At 70.0% G+C, this 18400-nt stretch carries 19 protein-coding genes; 16 read left to right on the top strand and 3 right to left on the bottom strand.

The window, feature by feature from the left end; all coding sequences use genetic code 11:
• Positions 1 to 123: 123 nt before the first annotated feature.
• The 16 genes from ASF89_RS08195 (at position 124) to ASF89_RS15685 (ending at position 15536) form a co-directional block, all read left to right on the top strand.
• On the top strand, positions 124 to 1389 hold the full coding sequence (locus tag ASF89_RS08195) for an aminotransferase class V-fold PLP-dependent enzyme (RefSeq protein WP_055814822.1): 1266 nt from the start codon (positions 124 to 126) through the stop codon (positions 1387 to 1389).
• Positions 1386 to 1892 carry a Fe-S cluster assembly sulfur transfer protein SufU gene (gene sufU, locus ASF89_RS08190; RefSeq protein ID WP_082489883.1) on the top strand — a complete coding sequence of 169 codons (507 nt, stop codon included), beginning with the start codon at positions 1386 to 1388 and terminating at the stop codon, positions 1890 to 1892. The genes ASF89_RS08195 and sufU overlap by 4 nt, the downstream gene beginning before the upstream one ends.
• A 73-nt stretch (positions 1893 to 1965) precedes the next feature.
• Positions 1966 to 3951, top strand: coding sequence for a threonine--tRNA ligase (gene thrS / locus ASF89_RS08185; RefSeq protein ID WP_055814819.1), 1986 nt, complete (start codon positions 1966 to 1968; stop codon positions 3949 to 3951).
• A gap of 2 nt (positions 3952 to 3953) precedes the next feature.
• Positions 3954 to 4556 carry an HIT domain-containing protein gene (locus ASF89_RS08180; protein ID WP_055797251.1) on the top strand — a complete coding sequence of 201 codons (603 nt, stop codon included), beginning with the start codon at positions 3954 to 3956 and terminating at the stop codon, positions 4554 to 4556.
• A gap of 13 nt (positions 4557 to 4569) precedes the next feature.
• Positions 4570 to 5484 carry a pyridoxal 5'-phosphate synthase lyase subunit PdxS gene (gene pdxS, locus ASF89_RS08175; RefSeq protein WP_055798450.1) on the top strand — a complete coding sequence of 305 codons (915 nt, stop codon included), beginning with the start codon at positions 4570 to 4572 and terminating at the stop codon, positions 5482 to 5484.
• The gene (pdxT, locus tag ASF89_RS08170; protein WP_055797254.1) at positions 5474 to 6097 is read left to right on the top strand and encodes a pyridoxal 5'-phosphate synthase glutaminase subunit PdxT; all 624 of its coding nucleotides are present in this window, start codon (positions 5474 to 5476) and stop codon (positions 6095 to 6097) included. Before pdxS ends, pdxT begins: the two co-directional genes overlap by 11 nt.
• A 37-nt stretch (positions 6098 to 6134) precedes the next feature.
• Complete coding sequence (locus tag ASF89_RS08165) at positions 6135 to 6899, top strand: YebC/PmpR family DNA-binding transcriptional regulator (protein ID WP_055797259.1); 765 nt, start codon at positions 6135 to 6137, stop codon at positions 6897 to 6899.
• Between the two features lie 9 nt (positions 6900 to 6908).
• Positions 6909 to 7502 (top strand): crossover junction endodeoxyribonuclease RuvC, encoded by a 594-nt coding sequence (ruvC, locus tag ASF89_RS08160; protein ID WP_055797262.1) that lies wholly within the window; start codon positions 6909 to 6911, stop codon positions 7500 to 7502.
• Entirely contained in the window at positions 7499 to 8113 is a 615-nt protein-coding gene (gene ruvA / locus ASF89_RS08155) for a Holliday junction branch migration protein RuvA (protein ID WP_055797265.1), read from the top strand. The genes ruvC and ruvA overlap by 4 nt, the downstream gene beginning before the upstream one ends.
• Positions 8110 to 9135 (top strand): Holliday junction branch migration DNA helicase RuvB, encoded by a 1026-nt coding sequence (ruvB, locus tag ASF89_RS08150; RefSeq protein ID WP_055813707.1) that lies wholly within the window; start codon positions 8110 to 8112, stop codon positions 9133 to 9135. Before ruvA ends, ruvB begins: the two co-directional genes overlap by 4 nt.
• 80 nt (positions 9136 to 9215) lie before the next feature.
• Positions 9216 to 9629 carry a preprotein translocase subunit YajC gene (yajC, locus tag ASF89_RS08145; RefSeq protein WP_055797270.1) on the top strand — a complete coding sequence of 138 codons (414 nt, stop codon included), beginning with the start codon at positions 9216 to 9218 and terminating at the stop codon, positions 9627 to 9629.
• A 91-nt stretch (positions 9630 to 9720) separates the two neighbouring features.
• A complete protein-coding gene (gene secD, locus ASF89_RS08140; protein ID WP_055813704.1) occupies positions 9721 to 11514 on the top strand; it encodes a protein translocase subunit SecD in 1794 nt (597 codons plus the stop codon).
• Positions 11514 to 12509, top strand: coding sequence for a protein translocase subunit SecF (gene secF / locus ASF89_RS08135; RefSeq protein WP_055813701.1), 996 nt, complete (start codon positions 11514 to 11516; stop codon positions 12507 to 12509). Before secD ends, secF begins: the two co-directional genes overlap by 1 nt.
• Positions 12506 to 12853, top strand: coding sequence for a rhodanese-like domain-containing protein (locus tag ASF89_RS08130; protein ID WP_326934175.1), 348 nt, complete (start codon positions 12506 to 12508; stop codon positions 12851 to 12853). Before secF ends, ASF89_RS08130 begins: the two co-directional genes overlap by 4 nt.
• A 96-nt stretch (positions 12854 to 12949) precedes the next feature.
• Positions 12950 to 15238: a bifunctional (p)ppGpp synthetase/guanosine-3',5'-bis(diphosphate) 3'-pyrophosphohydrolase gene (locus ASF89_RS08125; RefSeq protein WP_304437738.1), complete on the top strand. Its 2289-nt coding sequence runs from the start codon at positions 12950 to 12952 to the stop codon at positions 15236 to 15238.
• Between the two features lie 121 nt (positions 15239 to 15359).
• Complete coding sequence (locus ASF89_RS15685) at positions 15360 to 15536, top strand: hypothetical protein (protein WP_156357339.1); 177 nt, start codon at positions 15360 to 15362, stop codon at positions 15534 to 15536.
• Between the two features lie 85 nt (positions 15537 to 15621).
• Here the strand turns inward: ASF89_RS15685 and ASF89_RS08120 are convergent, their stop codons facing one another.
• From ASF89_RS08120 to rfaE2, 3 genes are read right to left on the bottom strand one after another with little or no spacing between them, the layout of a single operon-like run.
• Complete coding sequence (locus ASF89_RS08120) at positions 15622 to 15816, bottom strand: DUF2795 domain-containing protein (RefSeq protein ID WP_055797278.1); 195 nt, start codon at positions 15814 to 15816, stop codon at positions 15622 to 15624.
• Positions 15817 to 15832: 16 nt separating this feature from the next.
• Positions 15833 to 16804, bottom strand: a complete 972-nt coding sequence (locus tag ASF89_RS08115; RefSeq protein ID WP_082475139.1) for a glycosyltransferase family 2 protein — start codon at positions 16802 to 16804, stop codon at positions 15833 to 15835.
• On the bottom strand, positions 16801 to 18396 hold the full coding sequence (rfaE2, locus tag ASF89_RS08110; RefSeq protein ID WP_055814816.1) for a D-glycero-beta-D-manno-heptose 1-phosphate adenylyltransferase: 1596 nt from the start codon (positions 18394 to 18396) through the stop codon (positions 16801 to 16803). Before rfaE2 ends, ASF89_RS08115 begins: the two co-directional genes overlap by 4 nt.
• Positions 18397 to 18400: the final 4 nt, after the last annotated feature.

The following is an 18400-nucleotide window of genomic DNA, read 5'->3' as shown; positions in this document are numbered from 1 at the left end:
TCGTTACGATCGACGGGAAAGGACACCGTGACCCAGACTCCGACAGACCCCCGCCGGCCCTCGTCCGTCGACCCCTCGCATACCGGAGGCCCGGAGAGCCGTGAGCCGCTCTCGGCCGACGAGATCGATCGCATCCGGGGTGACTTCGCGATCCTCGGGCAGGCGGTGAACGACGCCCCGCTGGCCTATCTCGACTCCGGCGCGACGGCACAGCGACCGGCCAGCGTGCTCGACGCCGAGCGGGCCTACCTCGAGACGATCAACTCGGCGGTCCACCGCGGCGCGCACACGCTCGCCGGTCTGGCCACCGAGGCGTTCGAGGACGCCCGCGCGACCGTCGCGGACTTCGTCGGAGCCGACGTCGACGAGATCGTCTGGACGGCGAACGCGACCGACGCGCTCAACCTCGTCGCCTACGGCTTCGCCAACGCGACCCGTGGCCGCGGAGGAGTGCCCGCCCGCCGGTTCGCCCTGCGACCCGGCGACGAGATCGTGCTGACCGAGGCGGAGCATCACGCGAACCTGGTCCCCTGGCAGGAGCTCGCGGCCACGACCGGCGCCGTCCTGCGGTTCGTCCCGGTGGACGACGACGGCGTCTGGGCGACCGACGACGCCCTCGCCGTGATCGGCGAGCGGACCCGCATCGTCGCCTTCGCGCACGTGTCGAACGTGACCGGTCAGATCGCCGAGGTCGGACGCCTCGTCGGGGCCGCGCACGCCGTCGGCGCCCTCGTCGTCCTCGACGCGTGCCAGTCGGCGCCCCATCGCCCCCTCGACCTCCGCGGCCTCGGGGTCGACTTCGCCGCCTTCTCCGGTCACAAGATGCTCGGTCCGACCGGCATCGGCGTGCTCTACGGCCGCGCCGAGCTGCTCGACGCCCTGCCCCCCTTCAAGACCGGGGGATCCATGATCACCACCGTCACGCTCGAGGGAGCCGAGTACCTGCCGTCGCCGCAGCGCTTCGAGGCTGGTACGCAGCCGGTGTCGCAGGCGGTCGCGCTGGCCGAGGCCGTCCGCTACCTCGAGGCGGTGGGCCTCGATCGCATCCGGATCCACGAGGAGGAGCTCGCCGAGCGCCTGGTCGCGGGTCTCGAGGGGATCCCCGGGGTGCGCGTCGTCGGTCCGCCCTCCGGCGTCGCCCGTTCGGGTCTGGCCAGCTTCGTCGTCGATGGCGTCCACGCTCACGACGTGGGGCAGTACCTCGACGCCGAGGGCATCGCCGTCCGGGTCGGGCATCACTGCGCGCAGCCCCTCCATCGTCGTCTCGGTGTCACCGCGACGACCCGGGCCAGCACCTACCTCTTCACCACCGACGCCGAGGTCGACCGGCTCCTCGACGGGGTGGCGCGGGTCCGCGCCTACTTCGGCGCCGACGGGGCGAGCCGATGAGCGCCTCCCTCGACTCGCTCTACCAGCAGGTCATCCTCGACCACGCGAAGCGCCGGCACGGCGACGGCGAGCTGCCCGGCGCCCAGGCCGAGCACTTCGAGCGGAACCCCACGTGCGGCGACGAGATCACGGTGCGCCTCTCGGTCGACGAGGCGTCGGGCCGCATCGACGGATTCGCCTGGCAGGGCGCCGGCTGCTCGATCTCGATGGCGTCCGCGTCGGTCCTCAGCGAGCTGGCGCCGGGGCGCACGCTGCCCGAGCTCCGCCTCCTCGTCGACGAGTACCGCTCGATGATGCGATCGCGCGGGGCCGGCGAACCCGACGACGAGGTCCTCGGCGACGCCGTCGCCTTCCACGGCGTCTCGAAGTTCGTCATGCGCGTCAAGTGCGGCATGCTCGCCTGGGTGGCGGCGGAGGCCTGCGCGGCCGAGCTCGCCGTCGCCGACGACGGGGGAGCCGAGGAGGCGCGGGGTCCGATCGATCCCGGCTCCGCGCCCGTCTAAACTGGCGTGGCCCCTCCCACGTAAGGACATCACCACCGTGTCAGATCAGACCGTCCCCGCCGAACCCGCAGCGATCGCCGTCCAGCCCGTCGAGGTGACCGAGACGACGACGGGATTCGAGGTCTTCACCGACCGGTCCGTGGTGGCCGTCCGGGTCGACGGCGTGCTGCTCGACATGGCGTCGGAGCTGCACGCCGGCGACGTCGCCGAACCCGTGCTGATCGGCTCGCCCGATGGCCTCTCGATCCTCCGGCACTCCGCCGCGCACGTCATGGCCCAGGCCGTCCAGGCCATCAACCCGGCCGCCAGGCTGGGCATCGGCCCGCCCGTGACCGACGGCTTCTACTACGACTTCGACGTCGCCGAGCCCTTCACCCCCGACGACCTGAAGGCGATCGAGAAGGGCATGGAGCGCATCATCAAGCAGGGCCAGCGCTTCCGGCGCCGCGTCGTCTCCGACGCCGAGGCGCGCGAGCTGCTCGCCGGCGAGCCCTACAAGCTCGAGCTGATCGGGCTGAAGGGCGGTTCGAGCGACGAGATCGGCGACGACGGCGAGTCCGTGGAGGTCGGCGGCGCCGAGCTCACCGTGTACGACAACGTCGACCCCAAGACCGGCGACGTCGTCTGGTACGACCTCTGCCGCGGTCCCCACGTGCCGAGCACGCGCCTCCTCGGCAACGCCACCAAGCTGATGCGCGTGGCCGCCGCCTACTGGCGGGGCTCCGAGAAGAACCCGCAGCTGCAGCGCATCTACGGCACGGCCTGGCCCACGAAGGACGAGCTGCGCGCGTACCAGTCCCGGCTCGAGGAGGCCGCCAAGCGCGACCACCGCAAGCTGGGCGTCGAACTCGACCTCTTCTCGTTCCCCGACGAGATCGGTTCGGGCCTCGCGATCTTCCACCCCAAGGGCGGCATCATCCGTCGCGAGATGGAGGACTACTCGCGCAAGCGCCATGAGGCGGCCGGCTACGACTTCGTCTACACGCCGCACATCACGAAGGCGAGCCTGTTCGAGACCTCGGGCCACCTGGGCTGGTACAAGGACGGCATGTTCCCCGCCATGAAGCTCGACGAGGCGCGGAACGACGAGGGCGAGATCACGCGTCAGGGGGCCGACTACTACCTGAAGCCGATGAACTGCCCGATGCACATCCTGGCGTACCGGTCGCAGCCCCGTTCCTACCGCGATCTGCCGCTGCGCCTCTTCGAGTTCGGCACGGTCTACCGCAACGAGAAGTCCGGCGTCATCCACGGCCTCACCCGGGTCAGGGGCATGACCCAGGACGACGCGCACATCTTCACGACGCGCGACAAGATGAAAGACGAGCTCGCCGGCACGCTGGACTTCGTGCTGTCCCTGCTCCGCGACTACGGCCTCACCGACTTCTACCTCGAGCTCTCGACGAAGGACCCCGAGAAGTACGTGGGCGACGACGACATCTGGGAGACCGCGACGGCGACGCTCCGCGAGGTGGCGGAGGAGTCCGGGCTCGACCTCGTGCCCGATCCCGGCGGGGCGGCCTTCTACGGGCCGAAGATCTCCGTCCAGGCCCGCGACGCCATCGGGCGCACCTGGCAGATGTCGACCGTCCAGCTGGACTTCAACCTGCCCGAGCGCTTCGATCTCGAGTACGCGGCCGCCGACGGCACACGGCAGCGGCCGGTCATGATCCACCGCGCCCTCTTCGGAACCATCGAGCGCTTCTTCGGGGTGCTGACCGAGCACTACGCCGGGGCGTTCCCGGTGTGGCTGTCGCCGGTCCAGGTCGTGGCGATCCCCGTCGCCGACGAGTACGGCGACTACCTCGACGGCGTCGTGGGGCGCTTGAGAGACGCCGGCGTCCGCGCGCAGGTCGACCACGGAGACGACCGGTTCCCGAAGAAGATCCGCACGCACACGAAGTCCAAGGTCCCGTATCAGCTGATCGCCGGCGAGGAGGACCGTGCCGCCGGAGCCGTCAGCTTCCGCTACCGCGACGGGACGCAGGAGAACGGCGTCCCGGTCGACGACGCGATCGCGAAGATCCTCGAGGCGATCTCGAGCAAGGCGCAGGTCTGACGATGGACGACCCCGTGGCCCCGGAGGCCTCGGGCGACTTCGCCGGGGTGCCGGACGCCTTCCAGAGACTCTGGACACCGCACCGCGCCGTCTACGTCGGCGCGGGGCAGGGCGCCCACGACACCGACTGCCCGTTCTGCGAGGCGCCGTCGAAGTCCGACGCCGAAGCGCTCATCGTGGCGAGGGGGCGGCACGCCTACGTCGTGCTCAACCTGTTCCCCTACAACCCCGGCCATCTGCTCGTCTGCCCGTACCGGCACGTCGCGACCTACGATCTGGCGACCCCCGACGAGGTGGCCGAGATCGCCTGGCTGACCCAGACCGCCATGCGCGTGCTGACCGAGGTGTCCCGGGCTCAGGGCTTCAACATCGGCATGAACCAGGGCAGGGTCGGCGGCGCCGGCATCGCCGAGCATCTGCACCAGCACGTCGTGCCGCGCTACGGGGGCGACTCGAACTTCTTCCCGATCATCGCCGAGACCAAGGCGATCACTCAGCTGCTCGGCGACGTGCGGGTGGCCGTGGCCGAGGCCTGGCCGGCCCCGCCCACGGGCCCGGCGACGGGCCCGGCGACGTCGGCGACCACCTCATCCGAACAGGCCTAGAATGGACGCCATCATGAGCGACACGACCCCCGCCCCCACCTCGTCCGCCACCACAGGCTCCGACCGCGTCAAGCGCGGTCTCGCCGAGATGCTGAAGGGCGGCGTCATCATGGACGTCGTGAACGTCGAGCAGGCGAAGATCGCCGAAGACGCCGGGGCCGTCGCGGTCATGGCTCTGGAGCGCGTCCCGGCCGACATCCGCTCCCAGGGGGGCGTCGCCCGCATGAGCGACCCCGACATGATCGACGAGATCGTCGCGGCCGTCTCGATCCCCGTCATGGCCAAGGCCCGGATCGGGCACTTCGTCGAGGCGCAGATCCTCCAGACGCTCGGCGTCGACTACATCGACGAGTCCGAGGTGCTCAGCCCGGCCGACTACGTGAACCACATCGACAAGTGGAACTTCACCGTCCCCTTCGTCTGCGGCGCGACGAACCTCGGAGAGGCCCTGCGTCGCATCACCGAGGGCGCGGCCATGATCCGCTCCAAGGGCGAGGCCGGCACGGGCGACGTCTCCGAGGCGACGAAGCACATCCGCACCATCTCGAAGGAGATCGCCCAGCTCCAGGGGCTGAAGACCGACGAGCTGTACGTCGCCGCCAAGGAGCTCCAGGCTCCGTACGAGCTCGTCAAGGAGATCGCCGAGACCGGCAAGCTCCCCGTCGTCCTCTTCACCGCGGGTGGGGTCGCCACCCCCGCCGACGCCGCGCTCATGATGCAGCTGGGCGCCGACGGCGTCTTCGTCGGGTCCGGCATCTTCAAGTCGGGCAACCCGGCCGAGCGCGCCCGGGCGATCGTCAAAGCGACCACGTTCTTCGACGACCCGCAGGTCGTCGCCGACGCGTCCCGCGGCCTCGGCGAGGCCATGGTCGGCATCAACGTGCCCGATCTGCCTGCGCCGCACCGTCTCGCCGAGCGTGGCTGGTAAGACCACGACCGGTTCGACGTCACCGCGGGTCGGAGTCCTCGCACTCCAGGGCGATTTCCGGGAGCACCTGGGTGTCCTGACATCGTTGGGCGCCCAGGCAGTACCCGTCCGCCGGGCATCCGAGCTGGCTGACGTCGATGGACTCGTCATCCCCGGGGGCGAGTCCAGCGTCATGGACAAGCTGACGCGCATGTTCGACCTGGCCGAGCCGCTGCGAGACGCGATCGACGCGGGTCTGCCCGTGTACGGGACGTGCGCGGGGCTGATCATGCTCTCGGACCGCATCGTCGACGGCATCGCCGGGCAGCGCAGTCTCGGCGGCCTCGACGTGGCCGTCCGCCGCAATGCCTTCGGCAACCAGAACGACTCCTTCGAGACCGACCTCGACGTCCCGGTCATCGGCGGACCACCCGTGCACGCCGTCTTCATCAGGGCCCCCGTCGTCGACGAGGTCGGGCCGGCGGCGACGGCGATCGGCGTCCTCGACGACGGTCGTGTGGTCGCCGTCGAGCAGGGCAACCTGCTCGGGACGTCGTTCCATCCCGAGGTGACCAACGACTACCGGTTCCACGCGTACTTCCTCGACAAGGCCCGCGCCTGGGCGTCGCGGTAGACTCGTCCCGATTTCCGCCAGCAGTTGAAGGAGCACCGTGTCCGGGCATTCCAAGTGGGCAACGACGAAGCACAAGAAGGCCGTCATCGACAGCCGACGCGCGAAGTCGTTCGCCAAGCTCATCAAGAACATCGAGGTCGCGGCCAAACAGGGTGGGGCCGACATGTCGGGGAACCCCACACTCGTCGACGCCGTCCAGAAGGCCAAGAAGACCTCCGTCCCCAACGACAACATCGACAGGGCCATCAAGCGCGGTGCCGGTCTCAGCGGTGAGAGCGTCGATTACCAGACCATCATGTACGAGGGCTACGGCCCCAACGGCGTCGCCCTGCTGATCGAGTGCCTCACCGACAACAAGAACCGTGCCGCGGCGAACGTCCGCACGGTCATGTCGCGCAACGGCGGCACGATGGCCGACCCGGGCAGCGTCGCCTACAACTTCAGCCGCAAGGGGGTCATCGCCGTCATGAAGAACGGCGACCTCTCGGAGGACGACGTGCTCGCCGCGGTCCTCGACGCCGGAGCCGAGGAGGTCACCGACCGCGGCGAGGGGTTCGAGATCGTGACCGAGGCCTCCGACCTCGTCCCTGCCCGCACGGCGCTCCAGGAAGCCGGCATCGATTACGACTCCGCCGACATCGAGTTCGTGCCCGGGCTCAAGATCGAGGTCGACGTGGAGACGGCGCGCAAGGTCTTCCGGCTCATCGACGCCCTCGACGACGACGACGACGTCCAGAACGTCTACGCGAACCACGACGTCCCGGCCGACGTCCAGTCCGTGCTCGACGACGACGACGAATAGCAGTCGACGGTGACGCTCCGGGTGCTCGGCATCGACCCCGGGCTCACCCGCTGCGGGGTGGGGATCATCGAGGTCGACGCGACGCGACGCCCCACTCTGGTGGCCGTCCATGTGATCCGCTCCGCGGCCGACGCGCCGCTCGAACGGCGGCTGCTGACCATCGGGCGCGGCATCGACGAACTCGTGGACGAGCACCGTCCTGATGCCATGGCCATCGAGCGCGTCTTCGCGCAGAACAACCTCCGCACCGTCATGGGGACGGCTCAGGTCAGCGGTCTGGCCCTCCGTTCGGCGGCGGAGCGGTCGATACCCGTCGCCCTGCACACGCCGTCGGAGGTCAAGGCGGCCGTGACCGGTTACGGATCCGCCGACAAGGCGCAGGTGGGTGCGATGGTCGCGCGCCTGCTCGGTCTCGCCGAGGCGCCCCGGCCCGCGGACGCCGCGGACGCCCTCGCCCTGGCGATCTGCCATGCCTGGCGCCGCGACGGGATGGGGCCGGGAGCGGACCCCGCCGGGCCGGCCGCCGCGGGTCGACTGACCCCTGCGCAGCGGGCGTGGCGGGACGCCGAGAAGTCCTCGCGGGCTCCTAGGCTGGGCGCATGATCTCCAGCGTCCGTGGCACCGTCCTGTCCGCCTCCGGAGGGTCGGTCGTCATCGAGGTCGGGGGAGTCGGCCTCAAGGTCGGCGTCACGCCCCAGGTGGCCCTCACGGTGCACGTCGGCGACACCGCGAGGCTCTTCACGACCCTCATCGTCCGTGAGGACGACCTCTCGTTGTTCGGATTCCTCGAGCTGGAGGAGCTCGAGGTGTTCGACCTCCTCCGCGGAGTGACGGGCGTCGGCCCGAAGTCGGCGCAGGGCGTGCTGGCGACGCTCACCCCGACGCAGATCGCCCAGGCCGTGCTCGACGAGGACGACGCCGCGTTCCGGCGGGTCTCGGGCATCGGCCCGAAGACCGCCAAGCTCATCGTCCTGTCGCTCGCCGGCAAGCTCGTCGTCGCCCCGTCGGCGCCGAGCGTCACCGCGGCCACGACCACCGCCTCCGACGTCCTGGTGGCGCTGGTCGGTCTCGGCTGGGTCGAGCGCGAGGCGCAGAGCGCGATCGACGACGTCCTGACCGAGACCGGCCCCGACACCTCCCTCACCGTCCCGCAGCTCCTCCGGGCGTCACTCGGCCGCCTCGGACCCCAGAAGCCGTCGGCGGCACGGTCGTGACCGGCGACGACGTCGTCCGAGCCACGATCGAGTCCGAGACCGAGCTGGCCTTCGAGGGTGCGCTGCGCCCCGCGTCCCTCGCGGAGTTCGTCGGTCAGACCAAGGTCCGGGGACAGCTGCAGCTGCTGCTGAAGGCGGCCGAGATGCAGAACCGCTCTCCGGACCACATCCTGCTGGCGGGCCCGCCCGGACTCGGGAAGACGACCCTCGCGATGATCGTCGCCCACGAGAGCTCGCGGCCCCTGCGCATGTCCTCCGGTCCGGCGATCCAGCATGCCGGCGACCTGGCCGCCATCCTCTCGGCGCTGGTGCCCGGCGAGGTGCTCTTCATCGACGAGATCCACCGCATGGCCCGCTCCGCCGAGGAGATGCTGTATCTGGCGATGGAGGACTACCGCATCGACATCATGGTCGGGAAGGGCGCGGGCGCGACCAGCATCCCTCTCGAGCTCTCGCCGTTCACCCTGGTCGGCGCCACCACCCGCAGCGGCATGCTGCCCAACCCCCTCCGCGACCGCTTCGGCTTCACCGCGCACCTCGAGTTCTACGACGAGGCCGAACTGACCGAGGTGCTCCGGCGTGCCGCCTCGCTGCTCGGCGTCGGCATCGACGGACGTGCCCTCGCCGAGATCGCCGGCCGCTGCCGAGGCACGCCCCGCATCGCCAACAGGCTCCTGCGGCGTGTCCGCGACTACGCGCTGGTCCACGACCGTCCCGCCGATCTCGCGACCGTCCAGGAGGCGCTCGCGCTCTACGACGTGGACGATCTGGGGCTCGACCGCCTCGACCGCGAGGTCCTGTCGACGATCCTGCGCCGATTCGACGGCGGGCCGGTCGGACTCAACACCCTCGCGGTCTCGGTCGGCGAGGAGGCGGACACGATCGAGTCCGTCGTCGAGCCGTTCCTCGTCCGCGTCGGACTCGTCACGAGGACGCCCCGGGGTCGCATCGCGACGCCCGAGGCCTACCGGCACTTCGGCCTGACACGCGACTCAGGGGGCCTGTTCGGCGATGACCTATAATTCCTCCAGGCCAGTCGGCGCGGCGAGCTAGTCCCCGTCGCCGTCGCCCTCACACCACGAGCTTCGAAAGGCAGTTCCGCATGGACGCCACAACAGTCATCATGGTCCTCCTTCTGGTGGTCCTCGTCTTCTTCATGTTCCGCAACAAGCGCAAGCGCGACAGCCAGCAGGCCGAGCTCCAGCGCAAGATGGTCCCCGGCGTCGAGGTCATGCTCACGTTCGGTCTCTACGGAACCGTCGTCTCCATCGACGACGAGACGAACGTCGCCGAGGTCGAGGTCTCTCCGGGCACGATCGTCAAGGTGCATCGTCAGACCCTCGGGCGGGTCGTCGACCCGGTCGACGAGACCGTGGCCGACGACGATGTCGTCGACGACGACCGTCCCGTCGTGGCATCCGACCCCGCGCTCGACTCGCCCGTCTACGGCGAGCGTGCCGATGAGCCCCGCATCGAGACGTCGACCGCCAAGGACTCCGACAAGCCCACCGCCTGATCCCGTCCTCCCGGTCGTGCACTGACGACCGGGACCGACTCGCGCGCGCCCCTGTCGGGCGCGCGTTCCCATGAGAAAGCTGAGTTCCTCCGTGGCACGTTCGACCCCGGTGAAGAAAGCCATCCGTTCGCTGACCTGGCTCCTGGTGATCATCGCCGGACTGACGGCGCTGAACGGCACGGCGACCGTGCTGAACGACTCCGGTCGGGAGGGCTGGTGGAACGGCGCGAGCTGGGTCCCCGAGCTGGCCCTCGACCTCCAGGGCGGAACCCAGATCACGTTGGCCGCCCAGCTGCAGAACGGCGAGACGGTCTCGAGCCAGCAGCTCGATCAGGCCGTGACGATCATCCGGCAGCGCATCGACTCGGCCGGGGTCTCCGAGTCGGAGATCACCAAGCAGGGCAGTCAGAACATCGTCGTCTCCATCCCGGGGCGGCCCGACAACGCGACGCTCGAGCGCATCGAGGCTTCGGCGAAGCTGTCGTTCCGCCCGGTGCTGTTCACCGGTGCCGCGTCGAGCGCCGAGGTCGGCGGCGAGGCCGACGGCGCCAGCGCCAGCGCCAGCCCGAGCGCCAGCGCCGAGCCGGGGTCGGAGACCGAGCCCTACACGCCGAACCCCGATCTCGAGAGCACGCCGACGGCGTCTCCCACGAACGGCTCGGACCTCGCCTGGATCACGCCGCAGCTGGCCGACGTCTACGAGAACTACAACTGCGCGGCCGACAACGAACTGGCCACGGCGCCCGACGACGAGCCGCTCGTGACCTGCTCCACCGACGGCACCGCCAAGTACATCCTCGGTCCCGTCGAGGTCGAGGGCAGCGACATCAGCGACGCGACGAACGGGCTCGCCACCGACTCGCAGGGCAACTCCACCAACACCTGGGCGGTCAATCTCGAGTTCGACGGCCAGGGCAGCGACCAGTTCGCCGACGTGACCTCGCGCCTCGTGACCCTGCAGGCACCTCAGAATCAGTTCGCCGTGACCCTCGACAACCAGGTCATCACGGCCCCGTCGGCCAATGCCGCGATCACCGACGGTCGCGCGCAGATCACCGGTCAGTTCACCCAGGACAGCTCGAAGGCGCTGGCCGACCAGCTGAAGTTCGGCGCCCTGCCCCTCAGCTTCTCCGTGCAGAGCAACGAGACGATCACGGCGACGCTCGGTCAGACCCAGCTCGTCAGCGGTCTGATCGCCGGGCTCATCGGTCTGATCCTCGTCGTCATCTACTCGCTGATCCAGTACCGGGCGCTGGCCTTCGTGACCGTGCTGTCGCTGATCATCGCCGCGGCACTGACCTACCTCGTCATCGCCATCCTGTCGTGGCGCGAGGGGTACCGACTCTCGCTGGCGGGGGTCACCGGGCTCATCGTCGCCATCGGCATCACGGCCGACTCGTTCATCGTCTACTTCGAGCGCATCCGTGACGAGCTCCGCGACGGGCGCATCCTCGAGAACGCCGTCGAGTCGGGCTGGAAGCGAGCCATCCGGACCGTCATCGCGTCCGACACGGTCAACTTCCTGGCGGCGATCACACTGTTCATCCTCGCCGTCGGCAACGTCAAGGGCTTCGCTCTGACGCTCGGGATCACCACGGTCATCGACCTCATCGTCGTGTCGCTGTTCACCCACCCCATGCTGCAGCTGATCGCCCGCACCCGCTTCTTCGGCGACGGCCACCGCCTCAGCGGACTCGACCCGAAGGCGCTCGGTGCCGTGTACCGGGGTCGGGCGCGCTTCCGCGAGCCCGTGGTCGTGAGCGGTCGCAAGAAGGCCGGCGGACGCGAGGCGGTCATCCGCCAGACCATCGCCGAGCGCAAGGCCGCCGAGAAGAACACCCGACCGGGCGCGGACGCGTCCGGCGACGAAGGGACCAACTCCTGATGGCCAGCTTCTCGAAGTTCGGCAACGACCTCTACACCGGGTCCCGCTCGTACGACATCGTTGGACGACGCCGGACCTGGTACTGGATCGCAGCGCTCGTCATCCTGATCTCGGTGACCGTCCCGTTCCTGCGCGGCGGTTTCCACTTCGGCATCGAGTTCACGGGCGGGTCCGAGTTCCAGATCGCACAGCCCGCCGAGCTCGACCAGGACCTCGCCGCCGAGACGGTCGAGGAGGTCGTGCCCGACTCGAACCCCCGCGTGACGCAGGTCGGCACGGACACCATCCGCGTCCAGACGTCGCAGCTCGAGGCCGCCGAGACGAACGACCTGGCCGCCGCCCTCGCCACCGCCTACGACGTACCCTACGATCGCGTCACCTCGTCGTTCATCGGGGCGTCGTGGGGTGCGGACATCACCGGTCAGGCGATCAAGGGTCTCGTGATCTTCCTGATCCTCGCCGCGATCGGCATGACCCTCTACTTCCGCACCTGGAAGATGTCGCTGGCGGCGATGGCCGCCCTGCTGCACGACCTCGTGCTCACGGCGGGCATCTACGGCATCGTCGGCTTCGAGGTCACCCCGGCCGCGGTCATCGGGTTCCTGACGATCCTCGGATACTCGCTCTACGACACGGTGGTGGTCTTCGACAAGATCCGCGAGAACACCACGGAAGACGGCGAGGGATCTCGCCGCACCTTCGGCCAGTCCATCAACCTGGCGATCAACCAGACGCTCGTCCGGTCGATCAACACGTCCGTCGTCGCTCTGCTGCCCGTCGCGGCGATCCTCTTCATCGGAGCGTTCGTGCTCGGTGCCGGCACACTCCGCGACATCTCGCTGGCCCTGTTCATCGGCATCCTGGTCGGCACGTACTCCACGATCTTCATCGCCTCGCCTCTGTACGCCACGCTCCGACTCCGTGAGCCGGAGATCGCCAAGCGCGATGCCCGCAAGACGGAGTCCTCCGACACGACGCTGGTGGAGGCGCCGTGAGCCCGATCGACGACCTGCCCGGCATCACCGCCGCCGAGGCCATCGAACGCGCCGACGGCGGTGCACGACTGATCGACGTCCGCGAGCAGTCCGAATGGGACGCGGGCCACGCGCCTCAGGCGACCCTCGTCCCTCTGTCCGAGCTCGGCGATCGGCTGGGCGAGATCCCCACCGATGAGCAGGTCCTGGTGGTCTGCCATGCGGGGATGCGCTCCCTCCGAGCCACCGCAGCCCTGCGTCGCGCCGGGATCGACGCGGTGAACGTCGAGGGCGGCATGCTGGCGTGGCGGGACGCCGACGGCGAACTCCGTTCCGAGAACGGCTCACCGGCGTCGGTCGACTGACGCCGAGCGAGTAGCGTTGCCCTGTCGGCTCCGCGTCACGACGCGGCAGCACCCCGCAGGCGGAGACGCCCGCGACCACGAGAGCGAGGGTCGTCCGTGACCGAGATCACCACCAGCCAGAGCGCCTCCTCGACCGAGCCGGCCGGAGGGACGGCGTCGCTCCGCACGCTGCTCCCGCGGCTGTTCTCCCGCAGCCAGCCCGCCGGCGCCGTCGACCGTCTCGTCAAGACGGTGCGCATGCACCATCCCAAGGCCGATCTCGTCATCATCGAACGCGCGTACTCCGTGGCCGAGAAGGCGCATCGGGGGCAGCTGCGCAAGAGCGGCGAGCCGTACATCACGCATCCGGTGGCCGTCGCGCAGATCCTGGCCGACCTGGGCATCGGCTCCAAGACGATCGCCGCCGCGCTGCTGCACGACACCGTCGAGGACACGGACTACACGCTCGCGATGCTGCAGAGCGACTTCGGCGACGAGATCACGATGCTCGTCGACGGCGTCACGAAGCTCGACAAGCTGAAGTACGGCGACAGCGCGCAGGCCGAGACCGTCCGCAAGATGGTCGTCGCCATGTCGAAGGACATCCGCGTCCTGGTCATCAAGCTGGCCGACCGACTGCACAACGCCCGGACGTGGGGCTTCGTCGAGAGCGCGTCCGCCACCCGCAAGGCGACCGAGACCCTCGAGATCTACGCGCCGTTGGCGCACCGGCTGGGCATCCAGACGATCAAGTGGGAGCTGGAGGACCTCTCGTTCGCGGTTCTGCACCCGAAGCTCTACGTCGAGATCGACAACCTCGTCAAGCAGCGCACTCCCCAGCGCGAGCAGTTCGTCCAGAACGTCATCAACGCCGTGAAGTCGGATCTCAAGTCGACGAAGATCCGCGGCGACGTCGTCGGTCGCCCCAAGCAGTACTACTCGATCTACCAGAAGATGATCGTCCGCGGGCGGGAGTTCGACGAGATCTACGACCTGGTCGGGATCCGCGTGCTCGTGAACTCGCTGCGCGACTGCTACGCCGTCCTCGGCTCGATCCACGCCCGATGGAACCCCATCCCGGGCCGGTTCAAGGACTACATCGCCACGCCCAAGTTCAATCTGTACCAATCGCTGCACACGACGGTCATCGGCCCGAAGGGCCGCCCCGTCGAGATCCAGATCCGCACGCACGAGATGCATCAGCGGGCCGAGTTCGGCGTGGCCGCACACTGGAAGTACAAGCAGCGGATGAACGGGGGCCGTGACGAGTCGGCCACCGGTGCCCGGACCGACACCGACATGGCCTGGCTCGCCCACATCTCCGACTGGCAGGCCGAGACGGCCGACCCGGGGGAGTTCCTCGACAGCCTGCGCTTCGAGATCGGCGCGAAGGAGGTCTACGTCTTCACGCCGCAGGGCAAGGTCATCGGGCTGCCGTCGGGCGCCACCCCGGTGGACTTCGCGTACGCGGTGCACACCGAGGTCGGGCATCGGACCATGGGCGCCAAGGTCAACGGCCGACTGGTCCCGCTCGAGAGCGCTCTGTCGAGCGGCGACGTGGTCGAGGTCTTCACGTCGAAGAATCCCGACTCCGGTCCGAGCCAGGACTGGCTCATGTTCGTCAAGAGCCCCCGGGCCCGGAACAAGATCCGGCAGTGGTTCACCAAGGAGCGCCGCGACGAGGCGATCGAGCAGGGCAAGGACGCCATCGCCCGGGCGATGCGGAAGCAGAACCTGCCCCTGCAGAAGCTCATGAACCAGGACAGCATCGCCGAGGTCGCCGCCCTGCTGCGCTACGACGACGTGTCGAGTCTGTACGCGGCCGTCGGCGAGGGCCACCTGTCGACGCAATCGGTCATCGAGAAGATCCTCTCGGCCGTCCAGCAGCAGAACGAGGTCGAGGAGGGCGAGTTCGAGTTCCCGAGCAAGGGAGCCACGCGCCCGCTGCGCAACAGCGACTCGGGCGTGCTCGTACGAGGGGCGCCCGACATCCTCGTGAAGCTCGCGAAGTGCTGCACGCCCGTCCCCGGTGATCAGATCGTGGGCTTCGTGACGAGGGGTCAGGGTGTCAGCGTCCACCAGGCCACCTGCCACAACGTGCAGAGCCTGATGAACGAGCCGGAGCGGATGATCGACGTCGAATGGGCGCCGTCGTCGAAGAGCGTGTTCCTCGTGCAGATCCAGATCGAGGCGCTCGATCGCAGCGGCCTCCTGAGCGACGTGACGCGCGTCCTCAGCGAGCATCACGTCAACATCCTGTCGGCGAGCGTCTCGACGTCGGACGAGAGGCTGGCACTCAGTCGGTTCGTCTTCGAGATGGGCGACACCACGCACCTCGACCGGGTGCTCAACGCGGTCAGACGCATCGACGCCGTGTACGACGTGTACCGGGTCAGCGCCGGCTGACTCCTCGGCTCCGCCCGGTGCGACTCGTCGGGTCCGACCGGGACGCTGGCCCTGGAGCGGCCTACCGTGGGGCGGGCAGCGCCCGATCGGGCGGTGCGGATCCCGACACGAGGAGGACAGCATGAGAGACGAGCCCCTGGAGTTCCAGAGCAGCGACGCCGACGCCGACGACGGGAAGAAGTGGGACCAGGCCCTGAAGGGCCAGGACTACGACCTCGACGCGGACGGCGACGTCGACGACGACGTCCAGGCGGACGAGCCCGCCGCGGGCACCACCCCCTCGCCCGACCAGGTCTGAGCCGGGACCGCCGCGCACGACCTCAGACGAGGTCCGAGGTCCGAGGCCGTGCGCGGCACCCCGGGCGGGGCGCGTCAGACGGCGCTCACTCGTCGGCGACGCCCTTGCTGACCGCGGTCGGAGCGTCGAACGAATCGCCCTCCAGCCCCTGCAGCGCCTCGATCACGTCATCGGGGGCACCCTGGTCCTCGGCGGCGGCGATCAGGTCGTCCTTCGACACCGGGTAGTCGATGCCGCTGAGGTACTTCTGCATCTGGATGGGGTTCGGGGTATCGGCCATGACGGTCTCTCTCTTCTCATCTCGTGGTCAGCCGGTCGGAGTCGACCGGCCGCTCGGTCCCGTCGGCGCCCACCGGCTTCTCCGGCCGGTCGGATCCGACGAGACGGTCGAGGTCGACCACGTCGGTCGCCTCGACGTCTCGGTGCGGCACGGTGGTGGGCGCCTCGAGGTGGACGGCTCCGCTGGGGACGATGCCCGCGCCTCCTCGGCGTTCCATCACGCGCCACTGCGCGGCGACGTCCTCGCCCGCGTGATCGGGCGGCAGCTCGTCCCAGAAGTCGAAGCCTCCGACCTCGAGCAGCGTCTCTCGGCGGTACAGCGCGCAGCCGCCCACCCACGCGACCCGATACGCCGCCCAGTCACCCGGCTCGAGGTCGAGGCTCGCGGCCTCGTGGGCGAGGTTGGCCGCGTTGTGCAGCGGCCATCGCTCGAAGCCGGGGCCGCCCCGCCGGATGCGCTCGGGCTCGACGCGGCCCGGCCAGAGTTCGAACGCCTCGCGCTCCTGAGGCCGCACGTCGCCGAGATGCGACAGCCCCTGGACGGCCGACCCGACGAAGCCGCAGTCGAGCCGCTCCAGAGCGTCGTGCAGTCGGGTGAGGGTGCCGGGTTCGAGCCACACGTCGTCGTCGAGGAACAGCACGGCGGGCGCAGTGGCCCGCTCGAGCAGCGACTGCCGGTGCTCGGCGAGCCCCCGCCGCGGGTGGTGCACGTGGGTGGAGACGGGACGACCCTGGGCCCGCAGCACCCGCAGCATCGCCTGCGCGGCGGGTGCCGCCCAGTCGGGCTCTCCCGTCGACTGGTCGCTGATCACCACCGAAAAGGGCGGGTCGTCCTGCGCGGCGAGGCCGGCGAGAGTGACGGCGAGCTCGGCCGGCCGGTCGGCCGTGGGCACGAGCACGTCGATCGCGGGGGGCACCGGAGGCGCGGCTCCCTCGTCGACGACCGCCGACGAGGCCCACGCACCCGACCAGCGTCTGCTGACGGTCATGGAGCGCTCCCCGCGCCGCGGATGCGTTCGACGAGGCCTGTCGTCGAGTGGTCGGCGACGTAGTCGAGGATCCGCACCTCGCCGCCGCCCTCGAGCACGGCCGAGGTCTCTTCGAGCATCTGCGGCGTGTAGTCGCCGCCCTTGGCGTAGAGATCCGGGCGGATCCGCCGGATCAGGGGGATGGGCGTGTCGGTCGAGAACGACGTCACGTAGTCGACGCAGCTGAGCGCCGAGAGGACTCCGGCCCGGTCGGCGAGGGCGTTGACCGGCCGGCCGGGGCCTTTCAGCCGACCCGTCGAATCGTCGTCGTTCAGTGCGACCACGAGCACGTCGCCCAGCTGCTTCGCCTGGGTCAGGTACGTCGTGTGCCCCCGGTGCAGCACGTCGAAGCAGCCGTTGGTGAGGACGATGCGGCGCCCGGCGGCGCGTTCGTCGTCGAGTCGCCGGGCGAGGTCGTCGGCCGGCAGCAGGAGATCGCCCGTGCGGTCGAGATGGACGAGGAGGTCGTCGGTCGAGCAGACGGAGGTGCCGAAGCGCTGCACGACGACATCCGCGGCCGCTTGAGCCAGATCGACGCTCGTCGTGAGCGGCAGACCCGCGGCGCGGGCCACGGTGAGCGCCGCGACGAACGAGTCCCCGGCGCCGGAGGCCTGCCGCTCGCGCGCGCGCCGGGCCCAGGTGCGATGGCGTACCCGCGCCTCCTGCCGGGGGTGGTCCGCGGCGTCCGAGTCGGCCTCGTCCTCGGCGGCGGAGACCGAGGAGGCGGTCGTCACGTCGAGGGGATCCCTCGCGAGGGTGAGGGTCCCGTCGTGATCGAGCGTGACGACGACGGCCGCGGCGTCGGTCGCGTCGAGCAGCGCATCCGCTGCGCCGGTGACGCGGGCCACGCGCTCGTCGCTCGGGACGGCGTCGCCTATGGAGAGCGGGACCAGCGCGGCCGTCTCGGCCGCGTTGGGGGTCACGATGTCCGGACGCAGGCGCGCCCAGGGCCGAAGGTCGTGAGCATCGACGACGACCAGGCCCGGACGCCTGCTCCGCTCTCGCGCGATGAGGGCGTCGAGCACGGCCCCGGTGAGGGCGCCGGAGCCGTAGTCGCAGACGAGCTCGGCGTCGGCGCCGTGCGACTGCGTCGACGCGTTCTCGGCGAGCAGGGCCAGAGCCTCGGCAGGCGGGGGCTCGGTCGCGAGGTCGTCGAGCCGGATGAGCACCTGATCGTCGACGAGCACGCGGTTCTTCGCGACGGTCGTCAGGCCGCGCACGCGGACGACACCCGTCGTGTCGACGCCGTGGGCCGCGAGAAGGGCCGTGAGACGCCGACCCGCGTCGTCGTCGCCGACGAGACCCGCGACCCGGACGCGCGCACCGAGGGCCGCGAGGTTCACCGCCGTGTTGGCGGCTCCTCCGGGCACGTACCGTCGGGTCGCCACCTCGACGACGGGCGCGGGGGCCTCGCGCGTCATGCGCTCCGTCGTGCCCTGCCACCAGCCGTCGAGCATGAGATCGCCGACGACGCTCACCACCGGGGCCGTCTCGCGCAGCGCGCGGACCACGTCGGGACTCAGTCCGCGGACCCTCGTCAGGTCGACCGGCATGCCG

It is taken from the genome of Frigoribacterium sp. Leaf172 (assembly GCF_001424285.1).
Classification (GTDB): domain Bacteria; phylum Actinomycetota; class Actinomycetes; order Actinomycetales; family Microbacteriaceae; genus Frigoribacterium.
Note: the sequence above shows the minus strand (reverse complement) of the source record. Positions and strands in the feature narration are given on the sequence as shown.

What these genes read in the sequence shown, in the direction of transcription:
- sufU (WP_082489883.1), top strand. Translation starts at nt 1,386, where the DNA reads ATGAGCGCCTCCCTCGACTCGCTCTACCAGCAGGTCATCCTCGACCAC.
- ASF89_RS08180 (WP_055797251.1), top strand. Translation starts at nt 3,954, where the DNA reads ATGGACGACCCCGTGGCCCCGGAGGCCTCGGGCGACTTCGCCGGGGTG.
- pdxS (WP_055798450.1), top strand. Translation starts at nt 4,570, where the DNA reads ATGAGCGACACGACCCCCGCCCCCACCTCGTCCGCCACCACAGGCTCC.
- ruvA (WP_055797265.1), top strand. Translation starts at nt 7,499, where the DNA reads ATGATCTCCAGCGTCCGTGGCACCGTCCTGTCCGCCTCCGGAGGGTCG.
- yajC (WP_055797270.1), top strand. Translation starts at nt 9,216, where the DNA reads ATGGACGCCACAACAGTCATCATGGTCCTCCTTCTGGTGGTCCTCGTC.
- secF (WP_055813701.1), top strand. Translation starts at nt 11,514, where the DNA reads ATGGCCAGCTTCTCGAAGTTCGGCAACGACCTCTACACCGGGTCCCGC.
- ASF89_RS15685 (WP_156357339.1), top strand. Translation starts at nt 15,360, where the DNA reads ATGAGAGACGAGCCCCTGGAGTTCCAGAGCAGCGACGCCGACGCCGAC.
- ASF89_RS08120 (WP_055797278.1), bottom strand. Translation starts at nt 15,816, where the DNA reads ATGGCCGATACCCCGAACCCCATCCAGATGCAGAAGTACCTCAGCGGC.
- ASF89_RS08115 (WP_082475139.1), bottom strand. Translation starts at nt 16,804, where the DNA reads ATGACCGTCAGCAGACGCTGGTCGGGTGCGTGGGCCTCGTCGGCGGTC.
- rfaE2 (WP_055814816.1), bottom strand. Translation starts at nt 18,396, where the DNA reads ATGCCGGTCGACCTGACGAGGGTCCGCGGACTGAGTCCCGACGTGGTC.